This is a genomic window from Chryseobacterium sp. OV279 (assembly GCF_900128945.1).
Lineage (GTDB): Bacteria > Bacteroidota > Bacteroidia > Flavobacteriales > Weeksellaceae > Chryseobacterium.
The window spans coordinates 1500723-1526900 of the sequence record NZ_FQUD01000001.1; the positions used below are offsets into that span (position 1 = coordinate 1500723).

Here is a 26178-nt window from a genome sequence, read left to right on the forward strand (position 1 = left end):
AAAGCTTTAATGGATAAGAACACCTCAATTTATATAGATTTGGAAGACCGGTTAACGAAAAAATACTATCGTGAAATTCTTGAAAAAGCTTTAGCGCAGGCCAAAGAAGAATACGAACAATTTCCCGATAATTCCATGAACATTTCTTTTTACCGTCAATTGCTGGATATAAAAAAAACGGTCATTGATGAACACACAATATATACGGAAAATGAGGCCTATCAGAAATATCCAATCGGCATCATGGTTGTAAGGAATTTTCTTGGTGAAGAAGCCAATACAGACTATGCGAAAATGCTGCAGGATATCGTTTGGGGCATATCATTATATCCTGCTATGATGGAAAACATTGAAATGATCAGGCGGAAATTATTTGACGGAGAGGAAGAAAAAGCACTTAAACATGTTTTTGCAATTGAAAATCAAACGGTCAAACTGATGGATTTTTACAACCATCCGTTACGGGGATTAAAAAAAGAAATAGGGGAGAGAAGTTTTAATCCCATCATCAAAGAAAGCACGTTCAGTCTGGTTAACAGCTTTGTTGAAAAGTATCTCTCTGAAGAGGGATTGGAAATTCATTATGTAAAGAGAAATGAGGCCATCTATCTGTTTTCCTACGGAGAATATCAGCCAGGTAGGTATCTGTTGTTTTTAGAAGGTATCTGTCATTACAAGGTGTAAAAAGATAGTTATCCTGAACCAATACCAAATGATGTATTCAAAATCAACTTAAAGTATGAACGGAAAGAAATTACTCGAACAAAAAGAATGGCAATACTATATTTATGAAGAGGACAGCCGTATTGTACTGTCTGTCCCTATTGCCAAACCAGCCCCAGGATTCGATATCGTATATACCCTGAACGAATCTGAGAAGGAAAAATACAGGCATACTGGCATCAAAGCCCTTGAAGGCAGGATAGAAGATATGAAGGTGAACTTTTCAAACTATGAAATGAATTCCTGGAGGTAATAAAAACTTATTCTCTGCCGGCGCTGACATCCTGCTTGTGCCTGATAGGTAAGAATACGCAGTATGATTATCCTTGTCAAGGTTTTAAACCTTGACAAGGATTAAAAATCACAATCTCCAAAATCAGGAGAATTCAGAGGTTGTATATATCTTGTTTAAATAATGCAGCTACTTTTTCGGCGCATTAAATATTGAATAATATAAGAAAATGGGAAACTTCTCAAACGTTTCTGTTTTACCTATCGTATATTCATCAGGTCCGAATGCTTGGGAGAAATCCAGAATGGTAGAGGTTTTTGCCGGAGATACAGCAATCATTTTTACTAAGCTGGTAACTGCTGTTTCAGTTTCGTAGGTGAATAAAAGGGTTTTACGATCTAAACTGTATATTTTATAATGATAGATTCGTGCTTTTAGCTGGGTATCAACACCTGTACCATCCAGTTTGGCTTTGTACATTAATTTTTTGGTACCGTCTTCCGTAATGTATACATCTGCATTTTTATAGCTGGCATCATAGGTAAAGGTAACCCGATCGTTGGTCTTATAATAATAGCTTATGGCTTTCTCGCCTCCGGCCATGACCTGAACTTCAGCATCTTTAGGCATTTCCATCGGCCCGCGTTGTGATGGGGCTGCTGATTTCTTTTTTTGAGCCGTTACATTCACAGCCGAGAATAGCATTAAAGCTGCTGCTAAAACTAGTTTTGAGTTTTTCATGGTTTTTTTTGCAATGTTAGAGAAAATTATGATTGTAAAAAAAATATATGAGTTTTTTATAGGTTTGTTGTGGAAAGCTCTGTTGGCGCAGAAATGTAAGTTAACAAGTTATAAAAGATTTGAGAGTGAGAAATTCTCAAACCATTCATTATATTTTGCGTTTAAATTAGTAATGTAAAAATTGGCAATAAGCAAGATGCTCGCACCAGCGATGGATAAATCTAAATCATTTTAATTCTTCAAGCAGCTGATTAAGCTTAAATTGATAATCACGTTTTATACCTGTACTAAAGAGAATATCATAAACTTGCTTCTGTCGTGAAATATCATCGAAGTGACTAGCTTGTTTAGATACATATTCTTTTATCAATTGATTATAATTGGGAGTATCAAATAGCAGAAATATAGAAGATTTTACTAAATTTTCTAGGGCTTCTATTTTAGCTTTAAGTTGTGCATTTTCACATATAATTTCATCGTGAAACTTGATGAAATCATCTGATAAATCATCCATAGTAATTAGTTAAGATTATTTCAAAATTAGTAAAAAAAGATAAAAAATACAACCTTAGCGTAATAGATAGATTTAAGGTTTATCGTAGAATTATATGCAGTACTATAATAATCATAGTCATAACATCTATTTATCCCACTGCTGGCGCGAGCATCTTGCTCGTGCCTGATACGACAAGAAAGTCGCCTCTAATGTAATAATGGGCAACGAGCGTGACGCTCGCGCCAGCGGAGGGGTTTGCAATAGCATTGCATACGCTCTTTATCTAGTTTTGTTCTGAAACAAAAGCGCTATGAAAAATTATCTTAAAGAAACAGATATCCTTGACTACTCAAATCCGTCCATACAAAAGCTGTTGAAGCAAAGAAGGTGGGGAAATTTAGACCCTGTTTCCAAAGTGAAAGCCATTTACAATTTTGTAAGAGATGAAATAAAATTTGGCTACAACGTTTCTGATTATATTCCCGCATCGCAAGTACTGAAAGACGGTTACGGACAATGCAATACAAAAGCAACTTTACTTATGACTTTATTAAGAGCAGCAGGAGTGCCCAACCGTATTCACGGGTTTACCATTGATAAGGCATTACAGAAAGGAGCAATTACGGGTATTTGGTATAGACTTTCACCAAAAAACATCTTACACAGCTGGGTTGAAGTATGGATCAATGAGCAATGGTATTTCTTAGAGGGTGTGATTTTAGACAAACCCTATCTCAAAAAATTACAGGAACAGAATAGGGATTGCAAAACTACTTTTTGTGGCTTCGGAGTTTATACAGACAATTTTGAAAATCCCCCAATCGAATGGAATAACAACAATACATTTATTCAGGATAAAGGGATCAATCAGGATTTTGGGGTATTTGATACACCCGATGAATTGTATTCAAAACATCAGCAGAAGCTCAACGCTTTCAAACGCTTTATTTTCCGGAATATCGTTAGACATATCATGAATAATAACGTCGAAAGGATTAGAAACGGAAAGCAGTAAAAAAACCAGACATTCGTTAATGAACTTCCCGTTTTTCCAACACGCTCTCTTTATACATTTCAGTATAGATCAATGATCCTTTCTTCCTTGTATTCAATAGAGGTTCGCCTGTTTCTTCACTGTATTTTTGCAGTAATTTGTAAAATTTCCATGTTCCGGCGGGTAAACCGTTTTTATATTCTGCTTCCAGATAAGTGTATGGATCTGTAAATTCCGGATATTTTTGTAAATCCATAGATCCGTTTGATTTCGATTCTATCCATTTTCCTTCCTTATGATGATTTTTCACTAGACCCTGTTCTTCATTATTTTTATAAGGACCATCTTTATCAAAGTATCTGACGAATTTTCCGGACGGAAGAATCTGGTATTGATGTAAAGGTTTTAGTTGAAAAGGATTTTCGGTCAACTCATAATCCTGGAGAGAAATGATGTAATTTTTATCGATATTAAATAAGGTATAGTTGGCAAATCCCATTTCTCCCTGATGATTCAGATAGATTCTCTTCATATCAATCAGTTTGCCGTCTTTGGCTGACACTAAATACATCTTTTCAATGAACGGTTCGGCGTAACGAAAGGTATTATAGACGGCCATAAAGTATACTGAAAAGTCTTTGTAACACAAAAAATGAGAAGCTATTTTAATTTTATCATACTTTTCATTGACAGTAGCGCTGAATGGCATAAGGATATCATATTCTTCAGGAAGTGATACAAGATCTTTTTTTATTACTTTTTCAAATTGTAATGCATTGAGTTCTTTCAGTTTATTTTTATCTTCTATGGCTGGCAGAATGGAGTCCACGGCTATTCGTTTTGAAATATCCGAATATCCAAACGGCAACGTGATACAGTCAGCCTTATTGGTGTTAAAAGAAAACGATCCTTTATCCGTTGAATGTACTTCTGTTTGTATGGCCTTATTTTCTGTCTGAGCTTTACTGTAACAGGAGAAAAGGAAAAACAAACTGCTGAAAAAAGCGATATTAATTTTAAACATAGATATCTGATATTTGAGCAAAACCGTGAATATGTAAATGATTATTATGTCTTGGTGTAGCGGTGTGGATCGTGTGAGGCAACCGTGTATTAGCATTGTCTGCCGTACTGGCATTTGCGGTGTTAGAAAAATTTTCTGAACGGCCTAATATAAATCCAAAATCATAGAGAATGTTCCGGAGAATCACCGCATTATCATAATCAAAATTTGCTGCTGAAAGGATTGTATTGGTCCCATTTTCCTGAGTCGTTAATAAATTCAGATCTCCCGCTTCTCCGTTCACGTGTTCTGCGCTGGGATAGCACGACGCATCAGAATAAGAAAACCCCTGAGATACGATATAATGATTGTGCCCTTCCTGTCTGAATTGCGCCAATGACCCTAAGAAACCTGCAAATAAATCCGGCTGAATACTTCTTCTTCTGGTATGCTGAAATCCATACCGGATGATCACTCCATTCTGATTGTAGTTGAACGCTTCAAATATCTGGGGTCCCACACCTGCATTCGCTAAAATATCCATATCGACTAAGTCTACATTTCCCGGCTGATTGGCGTACCATTTATCGGTGGCTCCATCGCCCAGGGTTCCGTTGGCATACACCAGCAACTGATGCGCATCGATCTGTTCTCCGGCTGCTCTGTTCGCTGTAAAATCTATGGTTTGTGAAAGAGCTCCTCTTTGGGCAAGAGGCGGAATGGTATTGACTCTTCTTTTTCGGGTTACACTTTCTTTCGTTCGGGCACAGATCCTGTGTTCATTATCGTTTTGGTCGTAATAAAAGAAAATCACTTCAGTAGAGTGGGCATTCACAACCTTCTGTATCCGTCTTCTTCTCGATGGATTCGTACTGATCTCCGGCAGCGTATTGTACGTATTGCTGCCATGATGAATGTTGTATATATTTTTATTAACGACTCTGAATCTCCCTGTATCATCATCTAAGAAAACACCGGCTCCGTTTACTTCTTCCTGTCCATCTTTATAGGCACAGGGATTATTATCGGTTCTTTCTACGGCCACTTCCAGATTAATACTGCCATCTGCCAGTCTTCTGGTCCATTCATCAAAAGTAGCTCTTCCATCCGGTCTGAGCTGCAGCTTAATAATGGCTTTGTTAATATGATCAGCCTGTAAATTGGTATAATGAGCATGGCTGCCGTCTCTGTTGTTAAGGGCATCAAAATTTCCTACCTGTACCGTAAACAGCCTCTGCACTTCATACCGGTTAGGAGAAACAAAACGCATAAGCTGTAAAGTATCCGTATTTTCTGTCATGGTATTGGCTGAAGGTCTTATCACCGCATCTATACTCAAGGTCTGCATATTGCTGGTCTCCATGATCAGATACACCGTTTTTCCCAATATGGAATCGTATGGAATATTTTGATTTTGATGATCCTGCTGCACGTGAGCAGAATCAATTTTTGTAAAACTGACTCTTGTTCCGTTGTCGGTTGTTACTTTCTTGGCAAAATAAACGGCACTGATACGCTGCAATGAATCATCGGGAGTATCCGGAGCCAATGGACCATTTAAGGTTTGCGTCTGCCCTGTGTCTGTTATGGTAATACGTGTCGCCATTTTAAGATTTTTCTTTTTTAATATTTCCTGATGAGGATGATCTGTGATTTTATTTTTATTAAATGAGAATGCTTAGGCCGCCAAATTTTTCATTCAGCTAGTCTGGCTTTTCTTCAATCCATCTTATTTTTTATAATTCTACATGGCTTATTTCTTTGATATGATAGATGATTTTCTTTTGGTAGTTGTCTCCCAGGGAAAATTCTATGGTCAGTTTATGTTCCAACACTTCTTTGGTTTTAAAATCTAATAAAATCTGCCCTTTATATTTGTCCAGTTTTGGAAAATCTGTCTCACTGTTATAAGCAATTTCCTTTCTTTTCATTTCCCCGTAAAACATTTCCCAATTTTTATCCGAAGGGATGTTTCCGGTATACTGCACCAGTAATAATTCATCATCATAGCGCATGGCCTCCGGTTCTGCACGCTCGTCTATATCTATTATGGTATTGGCCATAAAATTACGGTAGCGCACCCTATGCTTTACCTGATTTTCCTTTTCATATCTTCCATAAAATGGGTGGAGGATCAGTCCAAAATGATTATATTTTAAAAAATCCGTACCCACTAAATGTTCCTTTTGGTAAAAATCTTTTAAAAACATATAAAAATCCTCTGCCTTTCTGCCTACATACGATCGGGAGAGCTTTTCCACTGTTTTTTCCACTCTATCCTGAAGAATGGGCAGTCCCTGTACGTGTTTTAAACGGCCATATCCGTCCGTTATGAGCACTACATCATCATTGATCTCTGCAATTCTGGCTAAAAAATCTTTTTCAGACAATGACAGTTCCTTATCCCTGTGAACCCTGTCAAAAATTTCGATATGATATTCAAATCTTTCTTCTTCTTCTTCCAAAAGCCTCAGCGTGATATGGAAATTTTTATTGAGCTCACTTCTGTGCGTTTCCCCATTGATGGTGGTATATTCATTATAGGTATAGCGATAAAACTTTTTTCCTTCTACAAGGTTTAATTTAACATTGATCGGAAATATGGGCTCCATAATTAACTCCTTTTATAACTTATTACTGCTGATTCAACCATTATTTTGATGTAAAAACCACTTTCCCTCCGGAGGAAATCCACTGGTTTTTTTTGTTCCATGATCCATCACAGTCCTGTTGCAGCTGCTTAATTATTTTTGCTTTATTAATGTCAATAATGGCACAGGTATAGTTTTCGTGCAGGGTACTGTCCTTCACACTTTCATGTACATATTCTTTGATAATGCCGTCCACGACTACATATTTTGCATTAGGGGACAGGGAAGAAAAGAGTTCACTTCCGGTACCTTTGAAGTCACTCCCTTTACCCACTTTTATCTTCTTCTTATGATGAATGATATGAAGATTATACCATAGTTTCATAGGGCTGTTATAGGAAGCATAATACAGGGATATATTGTTATTCAGCTTAATGATGGTGTCTTTCTTCACCGTTTGATTCTGCTGTTCATCATGATTTCGCTGGGACATTGTGTTTCCACAGGTAATACAAATGATTAAAATCATTAGAATGGATGTTATTTTTTTCATGATGATAAGTTTGCGTTTTTTTCCATTTTTTCATAGCGTTTGTCCATATCGGTACCTCTTCTTGCATTCCCGTAATCATCAAGAATTTCCTTCTCATATTTCCCATGCATATCTCCCCAATCGGCAGGGTTTCTTGATAATTTTTCTAATTTTTCACCTTCTTTTTTGGTTTTGTTTTCTTTGGCTGTGTTGGCATCTTTTTTGGCAAAAAACCGGCCTAATGCAGCACCGAAATCGTCTTCTACATACCCAGGCCTGTTAATGTGATGATCCAATGCAGTTGCTTTTCCTAATTTTGACAGTAAATAATCTGACAGTTTATAGGAATAACCTGTAGGTGTCAAAGGAAGTACTACCTCTTTTAACCTTTTGATAAAATCCACCACTTGTTTTTCCTGAAATACCTTATCAATAACGGCATTCACGATCGGTTGCAGTGGCTTACATTCCACTGTTTTTCCAAATAAAGATTCTTTACAATTTTCTCTGATTTTATTGGACAAAGTATTTCCTGTGATTTTCTCTGCTTTAGGATCTGCCGGATCTTTATAATACAGAATCCCTGAATCCACCGTCCATCCGCATGATACAAATAATTCGTCATACTTTTCAGGATGCTGGGCTTTAAATTCTTCAACCTGCGTCGTAAATTCACCTTTTCCGGTATGATCTACTGTTTTCTGCATGGCACCTGCGGTTAGTATCATCTGTTCACCCGAAAGGTCCCAGTCATAGGACTGAACAGAATCCAGTTTACCTTCATTCTCAGACATTCCCACCAGAATAGCCTTTTCTTCAGCCGTAATTTTCTTGTCTTCAATTAATGTATCCCAATCGGAATAGTTTTCAAGTTTTTTCGATCCCCAGTAGGCGGGTCCATATCTTTTGCTGTACCGGGTACAGGTAATATCATATTTGTTTCCACAATTGCAGTATCTGATCTCAAACCTGTCATTGTCTTTGTTTAAAAACTCATGCGTTTCATCCGGAAACTTCACCTGATCTTCTGTTCCTGTTACTTCAGCTTTGAAATACAAGAACGCGTTTGTATCATCCCTTTTATTCAGTTTATCGATCAGTTTTTTTAAATCTTCATCGCTTTTCGGGCGCATCGTTATTTCTTTTGAATACATCAGTGTTCCATTGATGGTGAATTCAATTTTGCTTTTCTCCTCTTCTCCATCTAAAAACTTGACGGGATTATCATATACATTTTCCGGATTTGTCAGTTTATTTTCATGAATTTCCACAGAGAGCTTTCCGCTTGCTCCTTCACAGTGGGCGACCACCCATACCTTCTTTTTAATAGTGGTGCTGTTTATTTTCTCAAAATCAAAATCGGGACTTCCATCCGCTTTTTTCGCCTGCACTTCTTCTTCCCAGGTAATCTTTACCGACTCCTTTGCTTTTAATTTTACAGAATCTTCTTTATCTGCCTGAATGCTCCTTCTTCCTTTTTTCTCATATCTCTTTTTTACATCAGATACGGATCCTCCATTTTTTACCGTGTACGTGTCTTCTTTAGTTTCCCAGGTCATTTTAGGAACTTGTCTTGCAAAATATATTTTCACCACATTCACTTCATGATCCACCTGGTGCGGCGTATCATAAACCTTTTGATTGGGATTTGCGGAGTAATTATCTTTTCCTTGTTCTTGTTCTTCACTCATGACGTTTTATTTTGAGCTGATTATTGAAAATCACTTGACTTATTATATTTTGTTTCCAGGTCTTTAATCACTTTTAATTTTAACTTTTCGGGTAAATCTTTTAATGTAATATCCAGATTATCATTGATTTTACATTTATCATCTTCTCCACAATGGTATTTTATATGATACAGGTATTTTTTATGATTGTAAAATATGATGTAGGAGACTTTTGTATCATTATCCCAATTTCCGCAATAGGTAAAAGGGATGAAGACCGCCTGATGGTTATTGATATTATGATCCGATATATTATTGGTTTTTAAATTGATTAAACCGGATTGTGCATAGGGATAACTGTACACGACACTGTCGCTGTAATTTTTATTTTTAACGCTGGCGCTGATAATGGTTACCACTCCGTCAAATCTTTCTTTCTCAGCATTACAGGGATTAATGACTTTTACGGTAAGTTTATGGGGTACGGTTCCGTCTTTAAAATTTTTATGTACAGTCAATGAATCCTGATAATATACTTTCAGGCTGTCGTGAACAGCCTTTTGCCCACAAGCAGGAACAAAGAAAAATACTATCAAACTGTTAACTAAGCTTTTCATTTTTGTATATTCAATAAGTAATTCACCATTTTTACCCGTGCTGTTTTCTGTTTTTCCTGAACACTCAAAAGATATTTATCTACCAACAAAGTTGATCTGATACTGCATATTCTGTACATTGATCAATGGTCTTCAGCTGGCCTCCAACAATTTTATTTTTATACAGCTTTCTTTCCTTTGTATCACTCACTCCGGTTATTACGTATTTTCCTGTTTTGTCCCATCCATAGAATGCTGCTTTATCAAAGAAATTTTCTTCAAATGAAATTCCATTTTTGCTTCCTTTAAACAGAGCATATACATCATTATCATGCATACTGTTTTGAAGATTTAGAAGGAGAATGTCATCATAACCATCTTGGTCAATATCTAAAATATATAAAAGTTTGGAAGAGAAATCTCTTATATATTTTTTTTCATATTCTACAAAATCTGCCCTTTTAAATTTCAAATTTTTATAATTTTCGTAAGCAGATTTGTAATCAGGATTAATAAGTTCCGTTGCTAAGCCAAAATTGTCCTGCAATATCGTATAAAATTCTTTAGGCAAAGGAAGATTGCCTGTAATACTTGAAATGTTTATGTTCATACCATCCCTTTCGCATAATACCTGAATAGAGTATTCTTTATTATTATATTTTACAGGAATAATAAAAGTGAAAGAATCTGATGGCGTTTCCTGTTCAATTCTACTATCATTGGCTGGAAGATGAGTATGTGCATCTTTACCTGAACAATTATTATGTACAGAAAATATTAGAGAAAATAATATGATTAGATGATATGTTTTCATAGATATTATTCGTTGATTTTTCCTATTCTTTCATTATAATTAAAACCCAAACTATTTTTTTGCTCGATGCTCAGTATTCCGTCTTTAGAAACTCCAACAATGTAATGTCCGCCATTGTATAATTTAATGATTTCTGCATCTAAGATGGATTTTTCATTCTGATTTGCAGATGTGTCAGGTAAGTACCCACTAAATTGTTGGAGTTCTGGTACTGAACTTGGACATGTTTTATACGTTAAATTTCCTTCTTCAATGGAATAGGATTTTAACTGTTTGGTATTTTTCAAAAGACGACGAATATGATTAACTGCAGCGCGTATTTTTTCAGGTAATTTTATATTCATTTTCACGGCTATATTTTCCTTCCAATTCCAGATGTAATCTGGGTTTTCAATTACTTTTTTTGATTCTGCAGGCGTTGTACTTAGGTTATTTTTCTCATACTTAAAGTCTATTTGACATATTCCCCAACCATCAGGATAACCATAGTTTGGAATTCCTTTACTTTCAGAATTTCTACCGGAAGGTCCATATACAGCTTCTTTTCTATTTTTTCCTTTACCCACAAATTCAGGATCCCAAAATTGTTTCATTAATGTAATACCTTCGCTTCCTGATTCGCTAACTGCCATTTTATAAATAAACCAGTATTTTGATAAATATCCTTTGTCCGTAAAATATTTTTTTACGACTTCTTTTGTAGGATTTTTTCCTCTTATATAAAACTGAAAGCTACTCAAAATAGAAGTTTTGGCTTCATTCCATATTTCTACAGTTGCAGTACCTCCTCTGAATAGTCCACGAAAATCAACATCCCATTTCGTTTTCCCTATATTGGCAATCATGAAAGCATTTCCGCCATCAGACTTTGCAGGAAAATAATCAACATCGTTTCTGTCGTAGAGCGTTGCACTTGCCTTAAACTTAAATTCTGTCTTTAATCTGAACCGCAAACTTTTATGGATACAGTCCTTTCCTATAGAGACTTCAATTCTGATTTTAGGCATCACAGGTTCCGGTGAAATAAAAGTAAAAGATTCTGGTTCTATTTTCACATCATTATAAAAAACAGAAACGGTATAGGTATCATCAAGTGCTGCTAAAATTCTATCCTCCAGTGGAATAGGTTTTGCAAAAGCAGCATTCGGAGTAGGGTCACAAAAAATAAAGGATTCTTTCACCAATACCGTTTGTTTCTGAACTTTAGTACTGCCCAGATTTTCCCATGGACTTAATTTTATAACGCTCATACAGGGAGGAGGAGACATATTTTGGGCAGGCCATTTTGGATGCCCGCAAGTTCCTTTAAACTGAAGGTTGACCATGTTGTTTCCATCACCTTCTGTGGCCCATAACTGATCCTGAAGATTGATTTCGTTAGACGTAACTTTCAGGTCTCCCGGTACCTTAGCATGAGGACATTTTAACTTTGCTCCATGCATTACCATTTCTCTCTTTTCTGAAGGAGAATCTTCGCTGGATTTCTGTTCTTTTTCTGCTCTTTTTTCAGAAAGCTTTTGATCATGCGCTGAAGTATTTTGATCTTCCATGCGTTAATGTTTTGGATTGGGTTCAATTGTTAAGGTCAGAATTGCATTCGCTGGTAACCAATGAAAATTTATTTTCATCACCCGTCATACATTTAGCCTTTACTTACTTTCACATCTTTTCCTCCCTGGAATACGGCTAATGATGATCCTCTTAATTTTAAATCGCCTTTAGAGGTCTGTATATCGGCTTCTCCGGAAATACTTTTGAATTTATTACCGGTGCTTTCTGTTTGATCCTGCTTAACTGTAATGGTTTTATTTTCAGATGTTTGTGTGTATCTCTTTGTAATAGATTCAGTATGATCATTTCCAATATGCATGTTGCTGTCCTTCCCAATTTTAGTGGTCATATTCCTTCCCACTGAAATGTGCATATCTTCTCCTGCTGTAAAAGTCATATTCTTAGGCGCAGTAACGTTAATATTTCCCTGACCGTCCATAAAATAAGTATTTCCGCTGGGATCTTTAATGGTTACACTTTTATCTGCATCATTCATTAAAACTTTAATGCCGCTTCTCGTCTGTATAGATTTCAAATGATTGTTTATACCTCCGCCCAGACCTACCTGCCCATGAAACATTCCACCCATGGCAAATGGAAAATCGGGATTATGGTATTCAAATCCCACCATGACCTGGTCACCAATCTCGGGAACCGCGACAAAACCTCTGTTTTGTGTTATGGCATCCGTTCCGCCTGCATCAGGACTCATCATTCTGATAAAATGGGTAGTATCATTTAACTGCCAGTCAAACCGGACCTGTATTCTTCCCTGATTCAACGGATCTACATTGGATATCACGGTAGCTACCTGCGGTTCAGCTTTAGGCATTTCAAAATCGGGTTTTGGCATAAAACCGGTGCCTTCAGCGATGGCTTCAAAACTTCCGGTATAATATCCTCTTGCATCCACCTCGTGGCTCACTTCCGTAATCATAAGCGTTGTAAAATGCGAGGTGTCATTGCTGTCAGTCTTTCTCATGGCTAAATCTGCCACACAACCAATATAGAGGAACGGAACTGTTGTATGTCCTGAAACTGTAAAAACCTCTACCGCTTTACTTCCCCTTGCACTCTTTTGGGAATCATCCACATCGCGGAACATATTGGCGTTGATAGGAGTGGGGGTCAATGATCGGGTGGTAAAAATACTGTCATTCAGTTCATAAGCTTTGGAAGATAATTCTCCCAAATGTTTTACAGAATCATCAACGCCAACCATTTTAGTGTGGCTGCTGCTGTTATAGCCAAAGTATTCCGGTTTGGTGTGAACGGCCTTCAACTCTACATTCACATCATTGACATTGCTTCCATACACCAGCAGGATAGGTTTTTCAGAAGTGGGGAGTTTTCCGAAATGAAGAATTTCACCGTCATAATAAAACTGTTCTCCGTAGGCTTCCGCAATCCGTGTAAGGTAATTGTAATGGGTTTCGTTGTATTGTGAAGTGTAACTGATGTAACTTTTGTTTTGGGTATCTATCCTGAAATCAAATTTATTTGAGCCTAATGTTTCATTGATAATCCGGGTGGCAATGATGTTGGTATTCACCTCCTGACCTCCTCCGAAACTTTGGGTATGCGGAGCAGAATCCATCAGAATAGTGGGACTTTTTCCTTTTAAGACAATATTTCCCAGACTCATTTTTTCCTGACTAAACGCCACTTTGGTAATGAGACCTACAAATGTTCTTTCAGGGCTTTCATTTTCAGCATCCTTATATTTAAAAACAACGGTGATTCTTTTTCCTAAAAACTTTTGGGCCTGTTCCAGGTTGTGATTTTGTGCTTCGCCTAAAGAATCATGAGCCAATACCAGTTCGAAATCATGGTGCTTTCTTGCACTCTGCTGTAAACGAAAGTGTTTAAAGTGATTGACAGCCTTGCCCTCAACCACAATGTCCAGTTTTACCACACGGTTGATCCCCGAAATATGGTTTTCTGAAACTTTCTCAGAATTTGAGGTGTTTTTCATAATATTTGGTGCGTTTTATTTGGTATTATGTCACCTAAGTTAGATAAAAAACAGACTAAACAATTTAAATTCTCATTAAATCTTTTAAATTGTAGTAAAACTACGACTGACTGAAAATCAGGCATAAAGTGCTTCAGAGTGATGATTTAAAAAAGTATTGAAAATTGAGGGAATTTTAGTTTAGCAAGTACACCGTTACCGCACGAATCCTTTCATGTGGTTTTATTTCTTACCATTACATTTTGTGGTTTTATAAAAAAAATTATCTTTAAAAAAACATAATTGATGAGTCGTAATTACAAATTCCACAATCCTGAAGGATTGTATTTCATAAGCTTTGCTGTTGTAGGCTGGCTGTATGTTTTTACCAGAGATGAATACAAAGAAATTTTTTTAGAAAGTTTAAGATTTTGCCAAAAGAATAAAGGATTGGAAATACATGCGTGGTGCATCATGTCAAACCATGTACACTTAGTTTTCAGAAGTATAAATGGCCAGAAACCTGAAAGTCTGATTGGTGATTTAAAAAGATTTACAAGCAAAGAAATTGTGGCAGCAATCAAAGAAAATTCTACAGAAAGCAGAAAAGAGTTTTTATTAGATTTCTTCCTTAAAGAAGGTTCAAAAACTTCAAATGTAACTCAATATCAGTTTTGGAGACATGATAATCAACCTATTGAGTTATGGAGTAGTAGAGTCATTAGCCAGAAGATTAATTATGTACATCAAAATCCTGTAAAAGCAGGTTTGGTTTTCCGCGCGGAAGATTATAGATATAGCAGTGCAATAGATTATTATGATGGAAAAGGACTTTTAGATGATATTGTTGTTTTTGGAATGTTTGATTGATATTACTTAAATATTAGAACCACACGAAAGGATTCGTGCGGTAACTGGATATGAATTTAAAAGATTGGATAAATTAAAAAAGCCTTCCAAGAAAATTGAAAGGCTTTTTACTATAGAAAAATATATTATTTAAATATTTGTTGATCATACAAAAGATTGTCATCTTCATCAAAACTGATGATCAATACTTTATATTGTTTGGCGCTGTCGTTGTTGAAAAATTTAATTCTTGGAGGAACATAATCGCTGTCAAATAAATTAGGATTCCAGTACAGCGTTTCGCGAGAATCATTTTCAATTTTCTTTGCAGGATCATCATTATCCAGCATTTCAATTGGAAATTCCGAAGGTTTATCGTATCCTTTTATGACAGATGAATTGTTCTTCGGCGTTCCTTTTTCATTACTTTTAGGTTTCATATTGCCTCTCATGGTATAGACGGCTACTGCATCACCTACTAATCCTGATCCTTTAATAATTTTTACCATTGCAATATTGCTTGGCGGGATGTTGGCAATCATTGAAGCATCACTAAGGGTTTCATTTAAATATAGCTTAGCTTGCTGGCCGCGAATGTAAGGGACGTTGACGCCTGAACTGTTTCTTTGAAATGTCAAACCGGCAGCTCTTCCCTGTAGCCAGTCTAATATATTAGCGGATCCGGCAACATGTTGGTCTTCATTCACAAAGTCGAATATAGTAGAATTCATGGAACTAAACATTCCAGTAGACAGTTCTTTGTCTAAATCTTCTTTTGGATCTGTCTTTTTTCCTACGAGTTTTACTTCTTCAATTTGTACTTCAGCATTTGCTGTCTTTTTAATGTTTTTCTGAGTATTGATGGCTCTGGAAATCGTTGCAGAAATGGTTTTATTTCCAGAGGATTTTACCAGTTTATATTTGGTACCCGGGAAATTGCCTGTAAATGATGTGGGATTTACTAACGGTTCTATTGTAACGAATAAATTATCGGTAGTTGATTCTTTATTATTTTCTGAATTAACAAATAACGAAACATTCAAAGGTTCATCATAGTTAAGATTATTGAGGTAAGCATATCCGTTTTGATCCGTCTGAAACTGATTAAGAGCTGCTTCCTGGTTTCCTAATTTCAGCATTAAGCTTATCGTAGAGTTGACCAGCATAGAACCATTTTGAATAGGTTTTACCTTATAAGACAGATATTGCTGAGATTTGTTTTTAATGTTGGGTACAGATCCGCTAAGCACAGAATTCCAGTCAAATCTTTGCCACTTTTCGGAAATAAGGAGCGCATCCAAAGCTTCCGTATTGGCGTTTTTTGAGAAATATTGTGCCGGGCTGTCTATTTTAGTCGTAAAATCTCCCGTTAGCCAAAGTCCACTCAGTAAATTTTCTTCTTCCGGATTCTGGGTGCCATTATCCTCACTGACTAAAACAGTATAATTTTTAAAATAGGACTCAGGAGAAAGATCAATGCTGTTGAAAGATCTTGGGGTTTGTTTTATGCTCTGGGCTACAATTTCGGCTTTTTCAATCTTTAATTGGCCAGGTTTTATAAAGCAAAGTCTTTGGGCCACCAGATTATCCTGTTCATCAAAAATGGCTAATTGTAGAATACAGTTAGCTCCATTGCTTATTTTTGTGGGAATAAGACTTGTCGCTTCATTGGTTAAATTGTTGATATTGGCTTTGTAAGCAAGATGGTTATTGATGGTTCCTACAACTTTATAATTTTGAAGCTGTTGTTTTAAATTGACACCTTTTAAGGTGTATTTTACGCCCTCTTTAGAACTGTAAACTTCTAAGCTGAGACCGCTTTCTGCGACCTGTGGCAAATCTATCGTCTGACTTTTCCCGGTATTGTCCTGAATGACAGCCTGGTATTTTTTTCCTGAAGCGGGAGTTATTTTAAAAGAGGCGACATTCTTATCAAAAGATTTAAATGTAGTGATAGAGACGTTGGGATTTTGTGTGTCGATTACTTTTCCGGTCCAGTTTTCCGGTAGGGAAGTAGCGCTTGACAATCTTACGGCAAATTTTGTAGGCATACCGTTAATGAAATTTCCGCTTTCCGGAAAGGCTTTTGCAGTCCAGTCAGAACTTTTAGCAATTACTAATGATTCAGGAGAGTCTGGATTGTAAACCGGAATCGTTTTAACAATCTGAAAATCTTCGTTGAAATTGGTCATGTAAGGCGTATAGGCTCTTACAAAATACACCTGTTCAGGAAGGCTTTCTTTCAGCTGGAAATCTCCGCTGCCTTCACCATTGGTCAGAAGTATTGTTTTCCAGTCTATTAATTTTTTATCAGCACTGTACAGTTCTACAAATAGAGTATTGGATAATGCAGAACGGTTATATCCATCAAAGACAAAGCTTTTAAACCAAATTTTGTCACCCGCTGCATATTGTGATTTATCGGTAAGTAAGTATACTTTTTCCTGGTCGTAATTATTCTCAAGACTGGTAATTGCTTTTTCTAATTTAGTCTGTGCCAGTACAGGTTGTACCGTTGAAATAAGCAATACAAAGAATATATTTTTCATAGAAATCTTAGCGCATTTTAATTCAGTGCTAATGTAGTCATTTAATGATTTGGAGAATTGATATTTGGTTTCTTATTTAAGAAAAAGAGCATTTTTTTAGTTTATATTGATGTCTTTATACAAATTATCCACTACTTTTTCTAAAATTTCTCCCGTTTCATTAAAGCTGGTGTTGGTCAATATGGATATCCCTATATTTTGTTTAGGATAAATCACAAACCAGTTCTGCATTCCGTAGATACCGCCGTGATGTCTGTACATTAATCCATTACCATTTTCTATGATATACCAATGATACCCTTCCCAAAAATCAGAACCTTCTTTGTATAGTTTTTTATGAGATTCGTTGACAACAGGATTTGATGGGTCAAGTTGCAGTTTCATATATTTCACCAAATCCGTAGTGGTAGAATGCAATCCTGAAATTCCACCCCATAAAGTTCTGTTGAAGTTGGGCATTAACTCGTTTTTATCGTTATAGCCCTTTACCAGTCTTGTTCTGTCATTTTCATTGAGTGTAAACTTGGTTTGATTCATGGTATTGGGTTTCAACACAAATTCAATGACCAGTTCCTCAAAAGATTTCTGATAGACTTTTTCAAGAATATAGGCGGTCAGCTCCGGAGCCGTGTTTGAATAGGAGTAGACTTCTCCGGGTTTCGTTTCAATGTTGATGAATTTTAATCCTTCAAAAAAGGCTTTTTTATTTTCGCTTTTTATCGGAAAATTAGGAAATCCACTGGTATGGGTGATGAGGTGTTTTATTTTGATAGGTTCGCCTTTAAATTCTAAATTGGGATAAAGTTCGTCAAGATAGATTCTGATATCATCCTCTAGATTGATTTTTTGATCAAGCACGGCTTTAGCGGCTATATAACCTGTAAAAGTTTTAGTGACGGAAGCCAATTCATAAAGGGTAGAATCGTTGGGTTTGTTTCCTTTTCCAATCGTTAATTCTCCAAAATGTTTGATGGTGGATTGTCCATCTTTAAGCACGGCAATGGAAACAGAATGAAATCTTTTATCTTCTAATAACTGAAGCGCATTTTTTGTAATCGCATGTTCAACATTTTGTGTATTGATGGGCTGAACACTTTTACACCCAAGTAAGGCAAAAAATAAAATAAGGGTCACATATTTCATGGTCAGAATTTTAATTTGATATTCTGATGCAAATATGCTGTAGAGAATCCTGAAAAAAGTCCATATAAAAAAGTAGGACTCATTTTAATCAATACAATGAGTCCGATTATCTGCAATCCACAGTCCGATTATTTACAATGAATTAATTATCAACTGTTTCTGAAAGCTGTTGGCGTTTGGTTCGTATATTTTTTAAATGAAGTGTGAAAAGAAGATTTTGAATTGAAACCCACTTCATATAAGATTTCCAGCACCGTATATTCTTTTTTCGAGGGATCTTTCAGAAGGATCATTGCTTTTTTAACGCGGTATTCATTCACAAAATCAAAAAAATGCTGATTGAGGTGATGGTTAATTAATACAGACAACTCACGAACCGGAATATTCACCTGATCTGCCAGTTCCTGAATCGTTAATGAAGGCTCTAAGAAAGGTTCTTTTTCAACCATGAATTTTTTAAGCTGTTCGATCTGAGAACTTTTGGTTTCGTTGGTTTTATTTTCAGTTTCCAGCGTTTCAGCAAAATCTTTTGCCGGCTGTAAGGTAGAATCAATTCTGCGAAAAAGCTCAGGATAATTTAATGCCTTTAAGATAAACCAACAGGCAGCCAGTAAAAATACCGTTCCCGCCACAATATTCAGCCAGATAAACAGATCTCTATGCTGGGTGTATCTTACGATGTTTTTAAAAATAATACATACATGGATCACTAAGAAAATCACGGTAAGCTGAGACAGCCATTTGTATAGCAAAGTGTTGGGATTGGTATAGTTTTCAAGATAAATCTCCCTATATTTTTTAAGGACAAGGAATACGCCGACGATATAAAAGAAAAACTGCAGTTCCCCAATGAGTTGATAAACCAACATTTCCGGAGAGCTCCACATCGTTGTAAAGAACTGTTCTTTAGCAGCACCTTCTGCCAGATAAAGTCTTGGAACTAAAATTAAATTGACAACAATAAAAGGAATAAGATGCAGTAAGTGCTTTCTTTTTAAGGTGAAATCAGAATAACAGACGGCATTCACGTACAGATAGAAAAGCGGCATGACCAATAAGTAAGCAGATATTTTGAAAGCTTTCAGGTTATAACTGTCCACAAAAAGGTGCATAAAAAGCCCGCTGATATCAATGGCATTAATGATAAGAAACGCTGCAAATAATCTGTTTTCCAGTTTTCTTTCTGTTTTTACCGTTAATAAAAATACGGCAAGCAGCAGCGATACAAAAACAGCCATCGCAGCAATAACTTCCAGAAAACTTAATTTGTCCATTAGTTTTTTTACAAAAATAGGATATAAGTGATAAAGAGAAATGATTGGTGGTAATCATTTATCAAATATTGGGCTGTGGTGTGGAAAGTCGGGAGACTTCGGAGAGCAGGAGAACTATCAGATTCACTATTAATTAGTTTATAACAGTATAATTTTAAATATAATTTATAAAATAAGAAAGATACTCTCTGGAGAAAGCATCTTATTAATTTACTCATTATAACTAGCAGTTAGTATTGAATTACTATTTTTCATATAAACTCTTTTGATAAATCCAAGCTCTCGGAGAGTTTCTAAGAAAACTCTGTTTTCATCCGAATTGTCTATTTCTATTTTTTCTTTTTTAAGTATTAAAGAAAATGGTTTACCCAATTGTTCAATATATTTTCTAAACTGTAAAGTATTAATATCAGCTTTCTCAAAATTCAAAAGAAAGATCTTATCACTAATTATTAATTTTGATTCCATAACTGAATCAACAAAAAATTCTGAATATTTATGAAATTTATTCTCTTTGAAGATATTTATTAAAACTTCTAAAAAGGAAGTGTCATCACTATTGTACATTTCATTCTCAGTTAAAAAATCAAAAATTAGCAATTTTAATTCCGAATTAATATTTGCCTTAAATATAGCTTCCCAACTATCAATTGGAAGCTCCAAATTGTAATAGGTTTCATTTAATTCAATTTCTTTTTTTTCACATATTGCTATAATTTCAATTTCGGATAAAGATGATAGATTTTCAGAATTTAAAATAATATTTCCATTACTAATCAATTTTGGAATTCTTTCTGTTCTTTCAATAACTGATGTTTCATCAAAATTTTCAGTTAATGAATCAATTAATGCATCAAATGCATTAGTTGAAATCCCACTGTTTATTAATGAAATATTAAAATTTGTAATCAATTCATCTGTTAATTGATTTCCTTCCTCATCGATGGAATCATTTATACAGATTAATTTCAATCGGTTGTAGTTCTCTTCTTTATTGAGGAATTCCTCTATTACAAAATCAATTTTCTTATTATTGTAATTATAGTAAGATAGAATATTCATCCAGTGTGGTAAAATCCTATTATTAATGAAAAGAGGAACCCACAGCTCAGTATTTATATTGGTGATTTTTTGTACTATAAAATCTATTTTTCTTATTAAGGCAGTTCTATTACTTATAGTAATTTCATCATTATTCAGTAATGTCTCAACCACTTCAATTTCTTCCTCAGTATTATTATCTAATTTTAATAATACATTTTCCACATAATCATTTATATTATCTACAATATTTTCTTTAAGAACAATGTGATCTGAGTTTAGTAGAGTTGTATAATTAGCCGTATTATAGTTTTGAACATCATCTGGATTAGAATATTTTTCAAGGAAAAGATTGATATTATTGATGTTAATAACATATAAATTATTATTCATTACTTGCAGAATCCAATCATGTAGAGAAGCCTCATATTTGATTTCATTGAATTTAATTCTTAATGATTTTAATTTATTAAAAATTTCTTCCTTTCTGTTCTCATTATAATTATTTAATAAAAAATCATCGTAATCTTCCAAAAATTCTTTTATCTTCTCTTCTTTATTAAGAATTTTTATTTCATCAATATTGTTTACCCTAAACAAAATATCAATAATTTTCTTTTTCTTTTTTAAACTAAATATGTCCTTGTTATGAACCAAATACCAAAAGTCTTCCCAAGAAGACATTTTATAAATAAAAATATTGGTATAGCCTGAGATTTCAGAGTAATCTATATATTTATAAATAAAATCAACTGATTTGTCGTCTGTATTTGATATTGTGTTGAGAAATTCTTCTAATTTATGTGTTAATACTTCATTATTTTTAAAATTTCCTAACAGATAGTCTAAAATATAAAAATTTAAAATTGACTCCTTTTTAAAATTAGCAATACTTAATTCTGAAATTAAATTTTTAGGCTTATTAATAACATCATTAAAGGTGGTTTCCCCATCTTCAATAATTTTCAATTTAAGATTATAATCATTTTCACTTATTGATTCTGGATAGAAAAGAGATATATAATTAGAATAGTTTTCATCGAGATAATTATTAATAATAATAACTTTAAGTAAACTATATTTTCGGTGCTCTTTAGCAATATTATTTTCAATATTTAATCCATCCCCATCTTCAATTTTATCATTTATGTTTACAAAAGCTTTTGTAAAATATTCTTCTATCTGTTTTCTATCAGCATTTTGAAATAGCTGGCTTAATGACGAATTTTTTAACTTGTTGATTCTTCTTCTTAGTTTTCGAATTTCAAAATTATTAGACTGTTTTTTACCATTTGATCTATCCTCTATCCTTCTCTTTCTATCGATATAACTAACATTAGCATTTACCTTAGCCTCAATATTAGGAAATGATATATATTCATTTCTTACCCCTATGGTGTATGAAAGACTTCCCAGATTTACAAATTGTTCAAACTTTTCTTCTTTTAATAAATCTTGAACTTGTAAGGACTCTTCACCTATTCTATATCGTGAACCACCAAATGAATCTAAAAGCAATTGAGAAAGATAAATCATTCGTAATTCTGTGATACTGGATTGTCTTTCTAACAAGATATTTGAGTTGTCTTCTTCTAATAATTCTATATCCCTTTTGATTTGCTTTACTATATCAGAATAAAAAATACTTTTCAGCTCAAATATTTTATAAATAATTCCTTCTTTATTTTGTAAACTTTTAAATTCAATAGGATACATGTTTTTAATAACAATCAATGAAAACAGCTTATTTCCATTTAACGCTTGATTCTCCTTACTCTTTATTCTATAATAAGTTTTAAATTCATTAATAATATTAATAAGACTTCTCATATCATTTACATAAGGTGAAATATCGCTTATAATATCCTCAGAAATAATATCCTCACTTATAAATTCGTCCTTTAATCTTTTAATAAATTGTGTATTAGAATTACTATAGTCCACAACTGGAATCACTGGAATGATTAAATCAAAAAATTTAGTTTTTTCATTGTTTTTACTAAACAATTCATCTTTTACAGCGTAAATAAAAGTAACTTTTTGAACTATATCTTTCGAATTATTTATTATAATATTGAGTTCTCGAAGCTTAATAAATACTTCTACAGCATCCTCAAACCTATCAATATCTTCAATGAAGACAATTTGTGTTCGGGTCTTTTCAAAGAAATATATTAATTCATCAACATGCTTATTAATTATAGAAATATCCTTATCCTTTGGGACAAATTCAGCATCACTAAAACTTACTTTATTAACTTTTAATTTAAAGAGTTGTTTAAATATTTTTTTTAGAATAAAGAAAACTCCTAATAAGAAAGAAACCTTCATAAGATAAACATAATAAATAGACTCCTCTCTATTAATAAGATACACTTTCTGGTATATTTTGTCGAAGAAAAGATAAAGTATTGATAGAGCCCAAATAATAAAAAATACTACTTTAATAAAAATGAATCTATCAAAAGTAATTCTTTCAAATCTCGAATCTTTTAAGTTTTTCTTTTTCTCATAATAAAGAATTTGCTGAACAATACTTGTTTCAATGTCAACTTCGGTTTGTTTATTCTTTTCTTCAAATTTCCCAAGATTAATATCTAAGATTTTAAACTCAGGATTATTCTTTTTAAACAAATTTAGAATTGTACTTTTACCTGTACCAAAAGAACCAGAAATTGCAATATTTCTAACATTATGATTTAAAACTCCCCATTTTAAGGACTTTAAATATGTTTGGAGATTATAGTTGCTTTCTTCATCTTTTAAAATATATGGAGTAAGATCTTCTAAGTTGTTTGGATTGTCATTATTCTTTACTAAAAGTTTTATTTTTTTTCTACCTAAAAAAAGTATTGCTTCTGATAAAAGATTTAAATAAAACTCGGTTGATAATATTTTAAATTCTAAATATCTCTCTCTTATCTCGTTTAATAGTTTCTTCATTGTTTTAGTTTGATGCCAAATTACAATTTTCAAACTAAAATTAAAAGCTTATGAACATTTTGAAGATGTGTTCACAAGTAGTTATTCACTAAAGGTCTTATTAATAAATTATAAAATAAACTAAAAACCTAAGTTTCTAAATATTTTGCTGTTGATTTTGCTTTTTCCACCTCGGTTTTACTTATTTAAGTTAACAATTGCCTTTCTGATTTATGTCCAGTAAAATTTAATAAATAAGTAATAGGGATTTTCTCATAAAAATTTGTTGCAAAGCTTTTCCCCCACGCTAGTGCGGCTTCTAGCTCGTGTTCAGTAATAAAAGTAAATCTTTGCAATATTGAGGACTTGTTTTGCATCCAATTATTTTCCGTATTTTAGAATATGGTTAGAAAATTTTTTTTTATTGAAAAATGGTGTTTTTATAAAAGATGTTGAATTGCATGAGTCTTCTTTAACTAAAAATTTTGATAAAGAACTCTCTGAAATATATTTTAAAATGCTTAAACATAGAAATTCTATAAAAGTGTTAGATGTGGAAAGTGATATAGATTTAATAGAAACTAGTTAAAATTTATTTGATAACTTAATATATTTTTCATATTAAAATCAAAGAGCTCTTGTATTATAACATTAAGTTCTTTGTTGACTATAAGTAGAGTATCGTAACGAGGATTTGAATTACCTCTTTTCAATTCTCCTATGGTCTTTTTTGTGTGCCTAGTTCTTAAACCAAGTTCTTCTTGTGAAAGAGGTTTATTTGTCTCGGGATTTATCACTTTCTTTTTTAACTCAGAAATTCTATAACAAGAGTTTTTTTACAGTTATTAAGGTCGATTTTTTTACGATTTCCTATAACAAACAATAAATCCCAACTTTCGTCAGGATTTTCTCTTATTTTGATTTTTAAATTCTTTTTGTAGCTGATCAATTTCACTTTCAATCTTCTTTAGTTCTTTTTCATTGAGTTTTGTAAATAAATGTAATAGATCAATTTCAAGAAAATTACAAAATAGAATAAGAATTTCAATGGTTGGATTAGTTTCAGCTCTTTCAATTCTACCAACATGGTTACTTGAGATATTGAGCTCATTTCCAAGTTGCAATTGTGAAAGTTCTCTTTTGAGCCTATGTAATTGAATAAGCTTTCCAATTTGAAATTTTAATTCTTCTATTTGCCATTTATACATTTAGTAAAGTTTGAGCTTTCTAAAATTTTTCATCAACACATATATGTGTTTTATTGTTTTTTTTCTTACATTTATAAAAAAAATACAACCCATGAAAAAGATAAAAACAGATTTTGATACCCGTTTTCGAGCAGGAAAAAAGCACTCCGGATTACAGCTGATGGAAACTTTCTTTCAGTTCAATGAGTTGGATGTTTCCAAAGAAAGGCTCAGCAATATTATGAATTATGCGGTAAAGAGAAATAGTTGGATCAATGAAGATCCGGCGGTCATCTTTGAGTTTTACCAGTCGATGAGGTCGTTGATCCTGGCAGGTTATCTTATGATGCTGAAAGAAAGGAAATGGGCTGTGTATACTCAACCGGAAAACGTTTCTCCGTGGGTTCTTGGCCTGCTTTCGGAGAAGGAATACCGGAATCCTCTGCTGGTTTTCAAAAAAGCATTCAGAGCATACACCCTCAAAGAATTTGATTATTTTATGTCCGGAATCGTCTATTTCTCAATGGGCATCTATGAAAATCTACCGGAAAGGAATATCGTTATGCCCTACATCCATACGGTTAAAATGCTGGATGCCGCACACCTTATTCTTCAAAGAAAGAGAGAAAAGGAGATGGCTGACACCAATTCAGGATAAGAAAGTTGAGCATAATGCCAGAATTCAAACCTGTAACCTTTTTAAAGCCTTACAGAAGTTATCCGCCTCAGATCCTACGATAAAATTCCGGCCAGCCCCTGATCTTTTCGGTTCGATAAAGTTCCGCTTACTTTAATGACTTTTATTCCAAGATCTTCAATCCAGTCATAAAGTAAGTCATTAACCTTATGCCTGAGTTTTGGCAGCTCTATCTGCTGGTTGGATATCAGATCGGGTTCTTCAACAGGGACAAAAACAAAAACATCAATTTCATCGATGATGGTTTGAACTTTTTCAAAGAGAACCTGGATATTTCGACCTGAATCAAGAACATGAAGATAAGCTAAGATATCAATGACACATCTGTCAAATATGACATCATCTCCGCTTTTGAAGACCAGGTTGACTGAATAATTAAATTGTTCAAGAAAATCGTCAGGATAAGGCTCTTCTGAAAATTCATACCCTGAAGACTCCATCTGGTAATAGGGTTCTATTTCAAGGGTGTATCCGGGAAGGTTCTCCAGAAGTTCTTCTGCCAATGTGGTTTTACCGACTTTGTGAGCGCCGATTATTGCAATTCTCATATTTCAGTTGATATTATAATCCAAAAGTCTGGTACGGGATTTTCGTGCCAGTTTTTTAAGCGTCCATTGTA

General features: G+C 34.1%; 23 protein-coding genes. 6 read left to right on the forward strand and 17 right to left on the reverse strand.

Annotated features, from left to right (window positions below; genetic code table 11):
• Positions 1-9: 9 nt before the first annotated feature.
• Positions 10-684 carry a hypothetical protein gene (locus BUA72_RS06685; protein ID WP_072922275.1) on the forward strand — a complete coding sequence of 225 codons (675 nt, stop codon included), beginning with the start codon at positions 10-12 and terminating at the stop codon, positions 682-684.
• A gap of 55 nt (positions 685-739) precedes the next feature.
• Positions 740-976, forward strand: coding sequence for a hypothetical protein (locus tag BUA72_RS06690; protein ID WP_072922276.1), 237 nt, complete (start codon positions 740-742; stop codon positions 974-976).
• A 168-nt stretch (positions 977-1144) separates the two neighbouring features.
• On the opposite strand, the gene BUA72_RS06695 is transcribed toward BUA72_RS06690, so the two are convergent.
• A complete protein-coding gene (locus BUA72_RS06695; protein WP_072922277.1) occupies positions 1145-1696 on the reverse strand; it encodes a hypothetical protein in 552 nt (183 codons plus the stop codon).
• Between the two features lie 226 nt (positions 1697-1922).
• Positions 1923-2210: a hypothetical protein gene (locus BUA72_RS06705; protein ID WP_072922279.1), complete on the reverse strand. Its 288-nt coding sequence runs from the start codon at positions 2208-2210 to the stop codon at positions 1923-1925.
• A 292-nt stretch (positions 2211-2502) separates the two neighbouring features.
• Between BUA72_RS06705 and BUA72_RS06710 the strand changes: the two genes are divergently transcribed.
• Complete coding sequence (locus tag BUA72_RS06710; RefSeq protein ID WP_072922280.1) at positions 2503-3207, forward strand: transglutaminase-like domain-containing protein; 705 nt, start codon at positions 2503-2505, stop codon at positions 3205-3207.
• Positions 3208-3223: 16 nt separating this feature from the next.
• On the opposite strand, the gene BUA72_RS06715 is transcribed toward BUA72_RS06710, so the two are convergent.
• From BUA72_RS06715 to BUA72_RS06755, 9 genes are all read right to left on the reverse strand, one after another.
• Positions 3224-4210, reverse strand: a complete 987-nt coding sequence (locus BUA72_RS06715) for a hypothetical protein (RefSeq protein WP_072922281.1) — start codon at positions 4208-4210, stop codon at positions 3224-3226.
• Positions 4203-5795 carry a hypothetical protein gene (locus tag BUA72_RS06720; RefSeq protein ID WP_072922282.1) on the reverse strand — a complete coding sequence of 531 codons (1593 nt, stop codon included), beginning with the start codon at positions 5793-5795 and terminating at the stop codon, positions 4203-4205. The genes BUA72_RS06715 and BUA72_RS06720 overlap by 8 nt, the downstream gene beginning before the upstream one ends.
• A gap of 130 nt (positions 5796-5925) precedes the next feature.
• Positions 5926-6801, reverse strand: coding sequence for a hypothetical protein (locus BUA72_RS06725; protein ID WP_072922283.1), 876 nt, complete (start codon positions 6799-6801; stop codon positions 5926-5928).
• A 40-nt stretch (positions 6802-6841) separates the two neighbouring features.
• Positions 6842-7333, reverse strand: a complete 492-nt coding sequence (locus tag BUA72_RS06730; RefSeq protein WP_139259557.1) for a hypothetical protein — start codon at positions 7331-7333, stop codon at positions 6842-6844.
• Positions 7330-9003, reverse strand: coding sequence for a hypothetical protein (locus tag BUA72_RS24115; RefSeq protein WP_083544127.1), 1674 nt, complete (start codon positions 9001-9003; stop codon positions 7330-7332). Before BUA72_RS24115 ends, BUA72_RS06730 begins: the two co-directional genes overlap by 4 nt.
• A gap of 20 nt (positions 9004-9023) precedes the next feature.
• The gene (locus tag BUA72_RS06740) at positions 9024-9599 is read right to left on the reverse strand and encodes a hypothetical protein (RefSeq protein ID WP_072922285.1); all 576 of its coding nucleotides are present in this window, start codon (positions 9597-9599) and stop codon (positions 9024-9026) included.
• A 79-nt stretch (positions 9600-9678) separates the two neighbouring features.
• Positions 9679-10392, reverse strand: a complete 714-nt coding sequence (locus tag BUA72_RS06745; RefSeq protein WP_072922286.1) for a hypothetical protein — start codon at positions 10390-10392, stop codon at positions 9679-9681.
• A 5-nt stretch (positions 10393-10397) separates the two neighbouring features.
• On the reverse strand, positions 10398-11942 hold the full coding sequence (locus BUA72_RS06750) for a PAAR-like protein (RefSeq protein WP_072922287.1): 1545 nt from the start codon (positions 11940-11942) through the stop codon (positions 10398-10400).
• Between the two features lie 92 nt (positions 11943-12034).
• Entirely contained in the window at positions 12035-13918 is a 1884-nt protein-coding gene (locus tag BUA72_RS06755; protein ID WP_072922288.1) for a type VI secretion system Vgr family protein, read from the reverse strand.
• Positions 13919-14203: 285 nt separating this feature from the next.
• Between BUA72_RS06755 and BUA72_RS06760 the strand changes: the two genes are divergently transcribed.
• Positions 14204-14767 carry an REP-associated tyrosine transposase gene (locus BUA72_RS06760; protein WP_072922289.1) on the forward strand — a complete coding sequence of 188 codons (564 nt, stop codon included), beginning with the start codon at positions 14204-14206 and terminating at the stop codon, positions 14765-14767.
• Between the two features lie 125 nt (positions 14768-14892).
• Here the strand turns inward: BUA72_RS06760 and BUA72_RS06765 are convergent, their stop codons facing one another.
• The 4 genes from BUA72_RS06765 to BUA72_RS06780 all read right to left on the reverse strand — a co-directional run bounded on the left by BUA72_RS06765 (position 14893) and on the right by BUA72_RS06780 (position 23696).
• Positions 14893-17295 carry a hypothetical protein gene (locus BUA72_RS06765; protein WP_072922290.1) on the reverse strand — a complete coding sequence of 801 codons (2403 nt, stop codon included), beginning with the start codon at positions 17293-17295 and terminating at the stop codon, positions 14893-14895.
• A gap of 96 nt (positions 17296-17391) precedes the next feature.
• The gene (locus tag BUA72_RS06770; protein WP_072922291.1) at positions 17392-18438 is read right to left on the reverse strand and encodes a serine hydrolase domain-containing protein; all 1047 of its coding nucleotides are present in this window, start codon (positions 18436-18438) and stop codon (positions 17392-17394) included.
• Positions 18439-18587: 149 nt separating this feature from the next.
• Complete coding sequence (locus BUA72_RS06775; protein WP_072922292.1) at positions 18588-19712, reverse strand: helix-turn-helix domain-containing protein; 1125 nt, start codon at positions 19710-19712, stop codon at positions 18588-18590.
• Between the two features lie 210 nt (positions 19713-19922).
• Entirely contained in the window at positions 19923-23696 is a 3774-nt protein-coding gene (locus tag BUA72_RS06780) for a YobI family P-loop NTPase (RefSeq protein ID WP_072922293.1), read from the reverse strand.
• A gap of 403 nt (positions 23697-24099) precedes the next feature.
• Between BUA72_RS06780 and BUA72_RS24400 the strand changes: the two genes are divergently transcribed.
• Positions 24100-24264, forward strand: a complete 165-nt coding sequence (locus tag BUA72_RS24400) for a hypothetical protein (RefSeq protein WP_175548862.1) — start codon at positions 24100-24102, stop codon at positions 24262-24264.
• A 310-nt stretch (positions 24265-24574) separates the two neighbouring features.
• Here the strand turns inward: BUA72_RS24400 and BUA72_RS06790 are convergent, their stop codons facing one another.
• Positions 24575-24883: a helix-turn-helix domain-containing protein gene (locus BUA72_RS06790; protein ID WP_072922295.1), complete on the reverse strand. Its 309-nt coding sequence runs from the start codon at positions 24881-24883 to the stop codon at positions 24575-24577.
• A 91-nt stretch (positions 24884-24974) separates the two neighbouring features.
• On the opposite strand from BUA72_RS06790, the gene BUA72_RS06795 reads away from it, so the two are divergent.
• Positions 24975-25520, forward strand: coding sequence for a hypothetical protein (locus BUA72_RS06795; RefSeq protein ID WP_139259559.1), 546 nt, complete (start codon positions 24975-24977; stop codon positions 25518-25520).
• A gap of 74 nt (positions 25521-25594) precedes the next feature.
• Here BUA72_RS06795 and BUA72_RS06800 read toward each other — a convergent pair whose 3' ends face one another.
• Complete coding sequence (locus tag BUA72_RS06800; protein ID WP_072922297.1) at positions 25595-26107, reverse strand: ATP/GTP-binding protein; 513 nt, start codon at positions 26105-26107, stop codon at positions 25595-25597.
• Positions 26108-26178: the final 71 nt, after the last annotated feature.